This is a genomic window from Rhizomonospora bruguierae (assembly GCF_018397995.1).
GTDB classification, from domain to species: Bacteria; Actinomycetota; Actinomycetes; order Mycobacteriales; family Micromonosporaceae; genus Rhizomonospora; species Rhizomonospora bruguierae.
Genome location: NZ_BBQH01000015.1, coordinates 126,644 through 138,619, shown reverse-complemented (window position 1 = coordinate 138,619; position 11,976 = coordinate 126,644). Strand labels below are relative to the sequence as shown.

11 protein-coding genes and 2 pseudogenes are annotated in these 11,976 nt (G+C 74.6%); 6 read left to right on the top strand and 7 right to left on the bottom strand.

Features of this window, described 5'->3' with window-relative positions:
* Window position 1: 1 nt before the first annotated feature.
* Window positions 2–2,335 (top strand): annotated as a pseudogene (locus KJS59_RS07260) (DEAD/DEAH box helicase); the annotation flags it as partial.
* Between the two features lie 339 nt (window positions 2,336–2,674).
* On the opposite strand, the pseudogene KJS59_RS30965 reads toward KJS59_RS07260, so the two are convergent.
* From KJS59_RS30965 to ssd, 7 genes and pseudogenes are all read right to left on the bottom strand, one after another.
* Window positions 2,675–2,899: pseudogene (locus KJS59_RS30965) on the bottom strand (Rv3654c family TadE-like protein); the annotation flags it as partial.
* A gap of 481 nt (window positions 2,900–3,380) precedes the next feature.
* A complete protein-coding gene (locus tag KJS59_RS07250) occupies window positions 3,381–3,749 on the bottom strand; it encodes a TadE family protein (RefSeq protein ID WP_283775750.1) in 369 nt (122 codons plus the stop codon).
* A complete protein-coding gene (locus KJS59_RS07245; protein ID WP_213451528.1) occupies window positions 3,746–3,922 on the bottom strand; it encodes a DUF4244 domain-containing protein in 177 nt (58 codons plus the stop codon). The genes KJS59_RS07250 and KJS59_RS07245 overlap by 4 nt, the downstream gene beginning before the upstream one ends.
* A gap of 37 nt (window positions 3,923–3,959) precedes the next feature.
* A complete protein-coding gene (locus tag KJS59_RS07240; protein WP_249713954.1) occupies window positions 3,960–4,595 on the bottom strand; it encodes a type II secretion system F family protein in 636 nt (211 codons plus the stop codon).
* 77 nt (window positions 4,596–4,672) lie between these two features.
* Window positions 4,673–5,314 carry a hypothetical protein gene (locus tag KJS59_RS07235; protein ID WP_249713945.1) on the bottom strand — a complete coding sequence of 214 codons (642 nt, stop codon included), beginning with the start codon at window positions 5,312–5,314 and terminating at the stop codon, window positions 4,673–4,675.
* A complete protein-coding gene (locus KJS59_RS07230) occupies window positions 5,311–6,513 on the bottom strand; it encodes a TadA family conjugal transfer-associated ATPase (protein ID WP_213451526.1) in 1,203 nt (400 codons plus the stop codon). Before KJS59_RS07230 ends, KJS59_RS07235 begins: the two co-directional genes overlap by 4 nt.
* On the bottom strand, window positions 6,510–7,625 hold the full coding sequence (gene ssd / locus KJS59_RS07225; RefSeq protein WP_213451525.1) for a septum site-determining protein Ssd: 1,116 nt from the start codon (window positions 7,623–7,625) through the stop codon (window positions 6,510–6,512). Before ssd ends, KJS59_RS07230 begins: the two co-directional genes overlap by 4 nt.
* Before the next feature lie 255 nt (window positions 7,626–7,880).
* Between ssd and KJS59_RS07220 the strand changes: the two genes are divergently transcribed.
* From KJS59_RS07220 to KJS59_RS30960, 5 genes are all read left to right on the top strand, one after another.
* The gene (locus KJS59_RS07220; protein WP_213451524.1) at window positions 7,881–8,426 is read left to right on the top strand and encodes a dihydrofolate reductase family protein; all 546 of its coding nucleotides are present in this window, start codon (window positions 7,881–7,883) and stop codon (window positions 8,424–8,426) included.
* 77 nt (window positions 8,427–8,503) lie between these two features.
* Window positions 8,504–8,854 carry a VOC family protein gene (locus KJS59_RS07215; RefSeq protein ID WP_213451523.1) on the top strand — a complete coding sequence of 117 codons (351 nt, stop codon included), beginning with the start codon at window positions 8,504–8,506 and terminating at the stop codon, window positions 8,852–8,854.
* Window positions 8,855–8,932: 78 nt separating this feature from the next.
* A complete protein-coding gene (locus KJS59_RS07210; protein WP_213451522.1) occupies window positions 8,933–9,334 on the top strand; it encodes a hypothetical protein in 402 nt (133 codons plus the stop codon).
* A gap of 517 nt (window positions 9,335–9,851) precedes the next feature.
* Window positions 9,852–10,661 (top strand): HAD family hydrolase, encoded by an 810-nt coding sequence (locus KJS59_RS07205; protein WP_213451521.1) that lies wholly within the window; start codon window positions 9,852–9,854, stop codon window positions 10,659–10,661.
* A gap of 339 nt (window positions 10,662–11,000) precedes the next feature.
* Window positions 11,001–11,870, top strand: coding sequence for a Fic family protein (locus tag KJS59_RS30960; protein ID WP_249713944.1), 870 nt, complete (start codon window positions 11,001–11,003; stop codon window positions 11,868–11,870).
* The last annotated feature ends 106 nt before the right edge of the window (window positions 11,871–11,976 follow it).

The window sequence follows — 11,976 nt, the reverse complement described above, 5'->3', positions numbered from 1 at the left end:
AGTGCTCCGCGTGACCATCGCCCCAGCTTCCGCGGACCCGGCCGCTCTGCTGGCACGGCTCTCCTCGCGTTACGACGGGGAGGCGTCGCCGGTCACGCACGTGGAGCGGGTGCCGGCGCGGGCGGGGGTCACCGAGCCCTGGCCCGGCTGGGTACCGGCTGAGCTGCGGGTCGCTTTCGGCCGGCGGGGCATCTCGGCGCCTTGGCGGCACCAGGTGCGGGCGGCGGAGCTGGCGTGGAGTAAACGGCACGTGGTGGTCGCGACCGGTACCGCCTCCGGCAAGTCGCTCGCGTATCAGTTGCCGGCGCTGTCCGGGCTGCTCACCGACCCGCGCGCCACGGTCCTGTATCTGGCGCCGACCAAGGCGCTCGCCGCCGACCAGTTCCGGGCCGTGCGCGAGTTGGAGCTGCCGGAGGCGCGGCCGGCCTGCTACGACGGCGACACTCCGCGCCAGGAGCGGGAGTGGATCCGCCAGTACGCCCGGTTTGTCCTGGCCAACCCGGACATGCTGCACCATGGCATCCTGCCCGGCCACGCACGGTGGACGACGTTCCTGAGGCGCCTGCGCTATGTGGTGGTTGACGAGTGCCACAGCTACCGGGGAGTTTTCGGTTCGCATGTGGCGCACGTGCTGCGCCGGCTGCGGCGGCTGGCCGACCGGGCCGGCGGCAGGCCGACGTTTGTGCTGGCCTCGGCGACCGCGGGCGACCCCGGTGCCGCGGCCAGCCGGCTCACGGGGTTGCCGGTGGAGGCGGTGACCGAGGATGCCTCGCCCCGCGCCGGCACCACGTTTGTGCTGTGGGAGCCGCCGCTGCTTCCCCCTGACCGCGACTCGGACCGCGTGGTCCGGGAGGATGCCGCGCCGGTCCGCCGGTCGGCCCTGCGGGAGAGCGCGGACCTGCTCGCGGACGCCGTGGTGGCCGGGGTGCGGACCCTGGCGTTCGTCCGGTCGAGACGGGGCGCGGAGGTGGTCGCCGCGATGGCCCGCCGGGCGCTGGACGAGGCGGTACGGGGGCTCGGCAACCGGGTCGCCGCGTACCGATCGGGCTACCTGCGCGAGGAGCGCCGGGCCCTGGAGCGGGGGCTGCTGGATGGCTCCCTGCTCGGGTTGGCCTCGACGAATGCGCTCGAACTGGGTGTGGATCTGGTCGGCCTGGACGCTGTGCTGCTCTGTGGCTATCCCGGTACCCGGTCGTCGCTGTGGCAGCAGGCGGGCCGCGCCGGGCGGGCGGGTCGCGAGGCGCTGTGCGTGCTGGTGGCGCGCGACGACCCGCTGGACACGTACCTGGTGCACCATCCGGAGGCGCTGTTCGGGCGGCCCGTCGAGTCGACGGTGCTGGACCCGACCAACCCGTACGTGCTGGGCCCGCAACTGTGTTGCGCGGCCGCCGAGGCCCCGCTGACCCCGGCCGACCTGGCGCTCTTCGACGGCGCCCGGCCGGCCGTGGACGCGCTGGTGGCCTCGGGCGCCCTGCGCGGGCGCCCGTCGGGCTGGTACTGGACGCACCGCGGGCGCCCGGAGGTGGACCTGCGCGGTGGGGACGGCACCCCGGTGACGCTGGTCGAGGCCGCCACGGGGCGGCTGCTCGGTACGGTGGAGGCCGGCGCGGCGCACTTCCAGGTCCACCCGGGCGCCGTCTACCTGCATCAGGGCGTCTCCTATGTGGTGGACGACCTGGACCTGGCCGACGCCGTCGCCCTGGTGCACCCCGAGGAGCCGGAGTGGACCACCCACGCCCGCGACGTGACCTCCCTGTCCGTCGTGAACGTGCGCTCCTACGTGGACGCCGGGCCGGTCGGGTTGTTCCTCGGCGATGTGGACGTGACCGGCCAGGTGGTCTCGTACCAGCGGCGGCGCCTGGGCTCGGGCGAGGTGATCGACACCCGTCCGCTGGACCTGCCCGCTCGCGACCTGCGGACCGTCGCCGTGTGGTTCACGATCTCGCCGCGGGCTCTGGAGCGGGGCGGGGTCGAGGCGCCGGACGTACCGGGCGCGCTGCACGCCGCCGAGCACGCCGCGATCGGGCTGCTGCCCCTGGTCGCCACGTGCGACCGGTGGGACATTGGCGGACTGTCCACCGCCAACCACCCGGATACCGAGGCGCCCACCGTCTTCGTCTACGACGGGCACCCGGGCGGCGCCGGATTCGCCGAGCGGGCGTATGCCGCTGCGGCCGACTGGCTCGGCGCGACCCGCGCGGCGGTCGCCGAGTGCGGCTGCGAGGCCGGCTGCCCGTCGTGCGTCCAGTCCCCGAAGTGCGGCAACGGCAACAACCCCCTCGCCAAGGCGGCAGCGGTCGACGTCCTGGACGCGGTCCTCTCCGCCCTCGCCGCCGCCCCGCCCACCTCGCCAGAAGTGCCCGACCCGGCGGGCGTGCCCGACTCGACGGGCGTGCCCGGCCTGGGCGAGGTGCCCGGTGCCGATCGTGCGGCCGGCGCGGCAGAGGGGCCCGGCGCGGCAGAGGGGCCCGGCGGCGATCGTGCGTCCGGGCCGGCAGAGGTGTCCGGCGTGGCGGAGGTGCCGGGTGCCGATCGTGGGTCCGCCCCGGCTTCCGGGGCGGCGGTGGTGGCGCGACCGGCCGATCCGGTTGTCGCCTCCGGCTGAGGCGCGCATCGGGCCCGCGCGGGCGGTGGCCGAGGCCGTTCCCGCCGCGTACGGCGCGGGCGCGACCGTGATCTCGGCGGTGACCGTGATGTCCAGGCCGTCGAGGGCGCACCTGGTCATCCGGGCACCGTTCGCCGCCACGATCTCGCCGGCCCGCGCACAGGCGGCGGCCGTTCCCTGGTAGGCGTGCGCCGCTCCGGCGAGCGCCCCCAGGTCGGCGGCGACCTGCGCCCTGTGCCGACCGACCACCGCTGCGCCGAGCCCGGCGCCCACCAGGCCGGCCGCGACGAGCACCAGCCCGAACGCGAGCACCCATAGGGTCGCCGACCCACGGTCGCCGCCCGGCTGTCTGGGTTGCTCGGTGGCCGCCGCCGGCACACGCGGCGCCGCCGATGTCGGCACCCCGTGATGTCGGCCCGGAGCGTTGAGATGCGCGCCCGACGCGTCCTGATGCCGGGCCGATGCGTTCGGAACTGTGCCTGGCGTTGTCAACGCCGGCGCCGCGGATGGTTGCGCCGCAGGCGACGGCGGGCCGAGGGCCGCCCTCGAATGCTGTGGCGGGCCGGGCGCGTCTGGGAGCGGAGGTGGGCCGGCGCTCGCCGCTCCCGGAGGCGCTCCCGGAGGCGCTCCCGGAGGCGCTCCCGGAGGCGCTCCCGGAGGCGCTCCCGGAGGCGCTCCCGGAGGCGCTCCCGGAGGCGCTCCCGGAGGCGCTCCCGGAGGCGGCCGGCGGGGGTGCCGCCGGCCGCCTCCTCCCAGGGTGTGGCCGGTTTCCCGGTCATGGTGCCGGCTCCGGTACGCCGGGCTCGACCGCCGCCACCGCGGTCACGGCCACCGTCAACTCGGGCAGGCGCGCCCCGAGCGGGCGGATGGGTGCCCGCACGATCGCCACCGCTTGGCCGCCCGACACCGTCACCGACACGTGGGCGCCCTCCGGTGCGGAGTCCCCGCCGACCGCCTCCTGCGCGGTTTCGCCCCGGGACACGGCCAAGGCCGCCTCCCGGGCCGCGTCGACGCAGCGCAGCTGGGTGGTGACCGCGCTCACGGCGGTCAGGCCCGCGAACAGCAGGAGAACGAGCGCGGGAAGCCCCATGGCCAGTTCCACGGTCGCCGAGCCGCGGTCGTCCCGGAGCCGGCGCCTGCTCACTTCAATGCCCGCTGGACGATCGCGGTGAGTGCCGCCTGCACGGTGCTGGAGGACAGGACTTTGAAGAGCAGCCCGGCGAACGCGGCCGCCGCAAGCAGGCAGACGGCGTACTCTACCGTCGTCATCCCGGCATCGTCCCCGAGGCGGGCGAGCCGTGTGCGCAGTCGACGCATGTGGAACCTCCCCTTGTCGTTGTCACGGTGGTACCTGTCAGAGCACGTCGCCGAGGATCGCGACGATCACCGGCAGCAGGCCGGCGAGGACGAAGGCGGGCAGGAAGCACAGCCCGAGCGGCAGCACGATGAGCACGGCGGCGCGGCGGGCGCGCGCCTCGGCGGCGGCGCCCCGACCGGCGCGCAGGTCGTCGGCGAGCCGGGACAGGGCACCGGCCAGGGCCGCGCCGCTGTCGCTGCTGCGCACGGCGGCCCGGATGATCCGCTCCGCGCCCGCCACCGGGGCCAGGTACGCCCACGCCTCGTCGGCGGTGGCGCCCAGCCGGAGGGCGCGACCGACCCGGGCGAGCCGCACGCCGAGCGGTCCATCGAGGGCGACCGCCACCGCCTCGACGGCGCGACCGGTCGGCGCACCGGAGCGCAGGGCCGCGGCCAGCAGGTCGGCGGCGAGTGGCAGGTCGCCCTCGGCGCGAAGGCGCTCCGCCCGCGCGACGGCCGGCTCCAGCCGCTGGAGTTGCCGGTTCGCGAGGCCCGCCACGATCACGCCGCCCGCGGCGCCGATCCACCCTCCGATGAGGAGTGCGGCGGCGATGCCGGCGAGCCCCGCCACGACCCGGATGAGCCAGACCCGTCGCCATTCCGGGCTCCCGGATCGGCGCGCTGGGCGTTTCATCGGCCGGGGACGAACCACTGACCGCAGGCGCGCCCGCGCGTCGGGCCGGCGCAGGATCGCCGGCGGCGTCGCGGGCTTCATGCCGGCTCCCGGGCCAGCCGCTCCGCCCAGGCCAGCCCGGTGACCTGGAGGGCCATGGCGCCGCCCGCACACGCCGCCCCGATGGGCGTGTGCAGCAGGACGTGCAGCGGATCCGCTCCCATCGCGTACCCGAGTGCCATGCCGGCCGCGGGCAGGCCCGCGAGCAGCCAGCCGGTGGCCCGCGCGCCGGCGGCCTCGGCGGCGGCGGCCGCCCGCGACCGGTCACCGGCCCGCCAGTCCGCCTCCAGCCGTTCCATCAGGTCGGCGAGCGGCGCACCGGTCTCCTCCGCCAGGCGGCGGAGCGCGCTGACCAGGCGGTGCAGCCGCGGCACGGCCACCAGCGGGGCGAGTGCGCGTGGCCGGTCGAACGCGAGCGGCGCGGGCAGCCCGGCGCGCAGGTCCGCGGCGAGGGCGCCGAGGGCGTCCAGGGCTTCGGTGCGCGCGATCGCCGCCGCCCGGTCCGCGCGCCAGCGCCGGATGGTTCGCGCCGCCACCGTCGCGTACACCCCGGTCGCCACGCCGGCCACCGGCCCGGCAAGCAGGCCCGCGCATGCGGCGGCGCCCAGGTGCAGCAGGGGCATTCGCGTGACGACCACCCGCATGGGCAGCGACCGCACCCAGCTGATCGCCGGTGTCATCGCGATCCCTGGCCCAGCGCGTCGGCGAGCAGCGGCGGGACGCAGACCTCGCGTTCGTTCAGCAGCCGAGCCAACCGCCCGGCCGCCGGGCCGATGCCCCGGGCCCGGCTCCACGCCGGTACCGCCGTGACCAGGCGTTCCGGGCCCTCCGGCGCCAGCAGGCAGATGCTGTCCAGGGTGCGCTCGCCTCGGCGGCTGCGGCGCAGGTGCAGCACCACCTGGATGGCCGCCGCGATCTGGGCGTGCAGCGCGTGCCGGGGCAGGCCGCCGGTCAGTCCGAGCGCCTCCAGCCGGGTCGGCACGTCGGCCGGGGTGTTGGCGTGCAGGGTGCCGGCGCCGCCCTCGTGGCCCGTGTTCAGCGCGGCCAGCAGCTCCACCACCTCGGCGCCCCGGCACTCGCCGAGGATCAGCCGGTCCGGGCGCATGCGCAGCGCCTGCCGGACCAGGTCGTGCAGGCCGACCGTACCGACGCCCTCCACGTTGGACGTACGGGTCTGCAACCCCACCACGTGCGGGTGCGCCGGGCGGAGCTCCGCCGAGTCCTCGACGAGCACGATCCGCTCGGTGTGCGGCACCAGCCCCAGCAGCGTGCCGAGCAGGGTGGTCTTGCCCGAGCCGGTGCCACCCGTGACCAGGTAGGCCAGGCGCGCGGCCACGATCGCGGCGAGCACGTCGGCGACCGGCGGCGGGAAGGCCGCCCAGCGCACCAGGTCCGCCAGGGTGACCGGCTCGCCGCGGAAGACCCGCAGCGACAGGTACGGCCCGGTGGTTCCGATCGGCGGCAGGATAGCGTTGAGCCGGGTCCCGTCGGGCAGCCTGGCGTCGGCGCACGGTGCCCCGTCGTCCAGGCGGCGGCCGGCCGCCGCGACCATGCGCTGCGCCAACCGGCGTACGTCCTCGGCGGTGCCCACGGCCAGCGGCACGCGCTCCAGGCCACGGCCCCGGTCGACCCAGACCTGCGCCCCGTTCACCAGCACGTCCGTGACAGCCGGGTCCGCCAGCAGGGGTGCGAGCGGACCGGCGCCGATCAGGTCGTGCCGGACCCGGTCCGCGAGCCGCAGGACGGCGGTGTCGGCCAGCGCTGCGCTGGACGGCTCGGCCCGGACCGCCGACACCACGGCGGCACCCGTCGCTGCCGTGCCCTCCACCGTGAACCGGCGCCGTACCCGCCCGACCAACTGCTCCGTCGTGGCGCTCATGGCAGCACCGTCGCTTCGCGCCCCTCGCACAGGTCGGCGACGAGCCGCTTGCACAGCATGGCCAGCGGCCCGCGACCGGACGCCGTGGGCGCCTCCCCGCGCTCCAGCGCCCGCGGCAGGCCCGCCTCCGGGCGCAGCACGCCAACCAGCGGCAGCCCCAGCGACCGGGCGACATCCCGGGCGGTGAGCCGCCCCGGCGACGGCCCCCGGACCACCACCGCCAACTGCTCGCAGTGCCGTACGGCGATCGCGGCGATGCGGGTGGCCGCCGCCGTGGCGCGCAACTCCGCCGGTACCAGGATGAGGGCCCGATCGGCGGCCTGAAGCGCCAGCGCGGCGGCGTCGTCGAGACGGCGCGGCAGATCGATGACCACGAGGTCGCGCCCGCGCCGGCCGGCGTCCATCGCCGCGGCCATCGCCTCTGGCGGGGTGTCCAACGAGACGTGGGCGTCCCGGTCCTCCCGGTCCCACGAGAGCACCACCAGGTCGCCACGCTTCGGCAGGGCCTCGACCAGCGCTGGTGCCTCCACCGGGCAGCCGGGCTCGGTCAGCGCCGGCCAGCGCAGCCCGTCCATGAGTTCCCAGCCGAGCACCAGGTCGATCCCGCCGCCGTAGGGGTCCGCATCGACCAGCAGCGTGCGCAGCCCCGCCTGCACCCCGGTGACAGCCAGCCCGGCGGCCAGCACCGTGGCCCCGGCGCCGCCCCGACCCCCGATCACGGCGATGGTGCGGGCGTCCTCGGCCGTCTGCGTCGGTGGCTGACCGAGGCGCTCCACCAGCCACGGCTCGGCCGTCGGCAGCAGCGCCACGTGCCCCGCGCCGACCAGTTCCGCCAGCTCCCACAGCTCGCGGTCCTGGGTGCCGCTGCCGACCAGCACCACATGCGACCGGCGGGGCAGCCGCGCCCGCAGGCATGCCCGCCCCTGGTCCGCCCCGACCAGGACCAGCGGCGCGGTCGCGTACCGGGCCCGCGCCGCCACTGGATCGGCGGCCACGTCGACCTCGGCGCCGCCGGCTGCGGCCAACCGCAGCAGGTCGTCGAGCAGATCGGGGTCGCTCGTGACGACGAGCGGCAGCCGGGGTCGGACGGGCAGCGCGGTACGGGCCGGCATCGCAGCCTCCTGAGGGTCGGCGCGGGAACGGGCACCACCGTGTCGTGACCGCGAAATCGCGGCAACCACGTCCCTCAAGATCTGTGGATAACTCGCGGGCTGTGGATAGCCGGTGGCGCCCCTGGCGGCGGTGGTAGGCAGGAGGTCCACGCGAGTGAGCCACCGGGGCACACGAAGCCGGCCGTAAGGCGTCCAATAGGCCGGGGCCGCCACGGAAGCGGCAGCGAACGACGGCATCCATAGACGGAGGTAACAGTGGGCGAGATCCACGTGCACGAGTTCATGAGCCTCGACGGCGTCATCGACGCGCCGACCTGGACGTTCGAGTTCGGCTTCCACCGCCGGATGGGCGAGGCCATCGGCGCCGTCACGCAGCGCAGCACGGCCATCCTGCTGGGCCGCACCACCTACCAGATGTTCGAGCCGGCCTGGTCCACCCGCACCGTCGAGGAGGACCCGGGCGCCCCCTTCTTCAACGAAACCCCCAAGTACGTCGTCTCCGGCACCCTCACCGAGGCGACCTGGCGCAGCTCCGAGATCATCGGCGGCTACGACCCCCAGACCATCCGCCGCCTCAAGGAGGAGACCGAGGGCGACATCTACGTCAGCGGCAGCGGCACCCTGGTCCGCGCGCTGCTGGCCGACGGCCTGGTCGACCAGCTTCACCTGTTCGTCTACCCGGTCACCCGCGGCGCCGGCCCCCGCCTGTTCACCCCGGAGGCCGCGCCCGGCAAGCTCGCCCTCGCCGCCTCGGACACCTACGACAACGGCGTCGCGTACCTCTCGTACCGGCCCCAGTAGCCTTCAAGGCATCGACGCCCGAGGTACGACCGACGATCGGGCCAGGCCAGCCCGTGGCGCCTTCCTAGCATGGGGGCATGGCCGTTGATCTGTTCGCAGGGATACCAGTCACGGACTACGGCGCGGCGCTGACCTGGTACGAAAGATTCCTCGGCTGCCCGCCGTCGTTTCTACCGAACGACACGGAGGCCGTATGGGAACTGGCCGAACACCGATGGCTGTACATCGAACAGCGCCCGGACCACGCCGGCCACGCCATGCACACCATCTTCGTCGACGACCTCGACGCCCGGATAGCCGCGATCACCGGGCGCGGACTGGAGCCGGCGAAGCGCGAGACGTACTCGAACGGCGTCCGGAAGATCACCTATGTCGATCCGGACGGCAACGAGATCGGGTTCGGCGGGGCGCCGACTGCGGGCCTCTGAACGGCGCGGGTCGACCTCGGCCGGGACGGCTCCGACGCTGGTCAACCTCAGGCGGGTGCGGGCACCCACGACGAGCCGGTGGGCGTTCTCGTCACGTGCGACGGCTCCTTCTCGCGGGTCAGCGTGTTCGAGCACGACAACCGGAACGACGTGGACAACCGGTCGCTGGTCACCTGGGCTGTCCACGGCAACCCGACCAGCGAGGTGGTAAGGGTCCTCCTATTCGGTCAGCCGCCCGATGGTTGGCAGGTCGAGGGCGCCCACGACATCCTGAAGATCGAACCGCTCACGAAACTGAAGCCCAGGGTTAAGTACAGCCTCTCCGGGTCAAGTCACCGTAAGGCCATCTCCGTGGACTTCACGGTCTCGGACTTTGCCCGGATCGGCCCAGACGACGTGCTCACGCCCACCGATTGCGACACGATGAAGATCATGCCGCGAGAGGTATTTGTGCGCAGAGCCCGGAAGAGCTGCGGCTGAACCACGATTGACCGTCGTGGCCACCGCACCGGCGGCCGCGTCAGTTCCGCGCTCGCTATGAGCAGCATGGCCCTGATGCCTTTTCTGCCGCCTCAGCCGGATAAAACGGACACCGGTAGCGACGTGGGGACCAGCGACTGCCCTGTGACCTGCGTGAAGATCGCGTGTCGGAGATACGACGACCCCCGTCGGGGGGAGACGGGGGTCGTCTAGGGTTGCGGCTCCGGGGGGGTCGAGCCGAACCCACTCAGCGGTTACGGGGGGTGCAACCGCCGAGGGTCTCACTGTCCGAGATGGCACCACTCCGCGTACGGAGTTGAAACCATGTCGTGAACAAGCATGCCCTGCGGACACCCGCGCCGTCGAGTGGCGTACACCCCAGATCATCGCGACACGCCGAAGCGGGGGGCATCTTCGCAGGCCATCGACTGTCCGACTGATCTGAAAGTTCCGCACCGATCCGGCGCCGGGCGGGGCGGGGCAGGGGACCCCGCGGCGGGGTGGGATACGGCTAGACTTGCCCGTCGTGGGCCGAAGCGCCGCCTTCTTCGATCTTGATAAGACCGTCATCGCCAAGTCCAGCGCGCTGGCCTTCGGACGGCCGCTCTACCGGGATGGGTTGATCACCCGGCGGGACGTGGTGAAGACCGCCTTCGCCCAGCTGACGTTCCGGATGACCGGCGCGGATGATCGCACGATCGCGCGGATCCGGGACTACGTGGCGCAGTTGTGCAAGGGCTGGCAGGTCGAGCAGGTGCGGCAGATCGTCGCCGAGGCGCTCGAGGAGCTGATCAATCCGTACGTGTACGCCGAGGCCGCCGCCCTGATCGAGCAGCACCAGGCGGCGGGGCGGGACGTGGTGCTGGTGTCCGCGTCGGGGGACGAGATGGTCCGGCCGATCGGGGCGCTGCTGGGCGTGACCGACGTGATCGCCACCCGGATGGCGGTGGAGAACGGCCGGTACACGGGCGAGGTGGAGTTCTATGCGGCCGGGCCGGGCAAGGTCGAGGCGGTGCAGAAGCTGGCCGGGGAGCGCGGGTACGACCTGGCCGAGTCGTACGCGTACTCGGATTCGATCAGCGACGCCCCGCTGCTGGAGGCGGTCGGGCACCCGTCGGCGGTGAACCCGGACCGCGCCCTGCGCCGACTGGCGGCCGAACGGGGCTGGCCGGTGCTGGAGTTCCGGCACCCGATTCCGCTGGGCCGGCGGTTGCGGGAGCAGCGGGCGGTGCCGGTCGCGGCGGCGGCGCTGGGCGTTGGCGTGGGCGTGGCGATCGGGGTGGCCTGGTACGGCCGCTATCGGCGGGCGCGCACCACGGCCGGGTGACGCTAAGTAACCGCACCGGGGGTCTGGCGCCCGCGCCGGTTCAGGCGTAGAAAGAGGGAAGCGGACCGCGCCGCTGACCAAGAAAGACCAGGTCAGAGGCGTTCTCCGCGCACGGCCGCCGGGCACCCACGTGCGATCAGCCACGGTAGGCACGTTGCGGCGGCACCCGTGAGGGACCGCCGACAACGACTTGAGGGTGCACGCCTGGTAACCCGGCCGGACGTGACTGACGGCGCCTCCCCGCGAGGCGCCGTCCACGTGCGCGCCTTCGGCGTTGGCTCAGCCGGCGCACCGGCCCGGAGGTCGGGCCCCTGCCAACCGCCGGATAGCGTTGCGCGGGTGGCGTCCACGCAGCATGAACCGCTCGCGCACCTGCTTGACCTCGCCGGCGTGCGGGCGGCGATCGAGGCCGCTCGGGAGCGGGTCGACCGGGCGATGAGGGATCGGGCGCTGCGGCGCCAGGGCGGGCGGGTCGCCGCCGAGGTGAGCCTGCGGGCGGCGGTAGCCAGCGCGGCCCTGTCTGGCTCGCGGTACGAGGTGGACGAGGTCCGCGCCGGTACCGTGACCGACCCGGTGGTGCAGGGGGCGCTGCGGGTCGCGGAGGCGCTTCCGGGCCTGGTGGACACGTGGTCGCGGGCGCCGGGGCAGGTGCTGGCGCGGTTGCATGTGCTGGCGGCACGCGATGTGGTGCCCGCCGACGCCCTGGGGCGCCCGGAGCCCGGGGTGGGCGAGCGGATCATGGCGATGACCGCGCTGGTCGGCCGAAACGCCACCACACCAGCCACCACACCGCCCGGCCCGAGCGCCACCACACCAGCCACGCCGCCCGGCCCGCACGCCACCACACCAGCCGCCCGAAACGCCACCACACCAGCCCGCCACCACGCCACCACACCAGCCAGCACGCCGCCGCTGCTCACCGCCGCCGTGGTGCACGGCGAACTGCTGGCTTCGCGGGCGTTCCCCGGGCCGTACGGGGTGGTGGCCCGGGCCGCCGCCCGGCTGACGCTGATGGCCGGCGGCTTCGATCCCCGCGGCCTGATCGGGATGGAGATCGGGCACCTGGCGCGGGAGCCGGAGTACATCGGGGCGTCCGGCGCGTATGCCACGGGGACGCCGGATGGGGTGCGCTCCTGGCTCAAGCACTGCTGCGCGGCGGCCGAGGTGGCCGCGGAGGCCCTCACGGACGCCGCCGCCGCCGTGGGCTGACCGCGGCTTTTCGCACTGCCGCCACGCCTCGTCGGAGCCCCGGCCACGGACGCCGCCGCGCCCGTGAGCTGACCGCGGACTGTTCCAAACTGCGCGGAAACGGCAG

What these genes read in the sequence shown, in the direction of transcription:
- KJS59_RS07230 (WP_213451526.1), bottom strand. Translation starts at nt 6,513, where the DNA reads ATGAGCGCCACGACGGAGCAGTTGGTCGGGCGGGTACGGCGCCGGTTC.
- KJS59_RS07215 (WP_213451523.1), top strand. Translation starts at nt 8,504, where the DNA reads ATGGCCGTTGATCTGTTCGCAGGGATACCAGTCACGGACTACGGCGCG.
- KJS59_RS07245 (WP_213451528.1), bottom strand. Translation starts at nt 3,922, where the DNA reads ATGCGTCGACTGCGCACACGGCTCGCCCGCCTCGGGGACGATGCCGGG.
- KJS59_RS07240 (WP_249713954.1), bottom strand. Translation starts at nt 4,595, where the DNA reads ATGAAACGCCCAGCGCGCCGATCCGGGAGCCCGGAATGGCGACGGGTC.
- KJS59_RS07235 (WP_249713945.1), bottom strand. Translation starts at nt 5,314, where the DNA reads ATGACACCGGCGATCAGCTGGGTGCGGTCGCTGCCCATGCGGGTGGTC.
- ssd (WP_213451525.1), bottom strand. Translation starts at nt 7,625, where the DNA reads ATGCCGGCCCGTACCGCGCTGCCCGTCCGACCCCGGCTGCCGCTCGTC.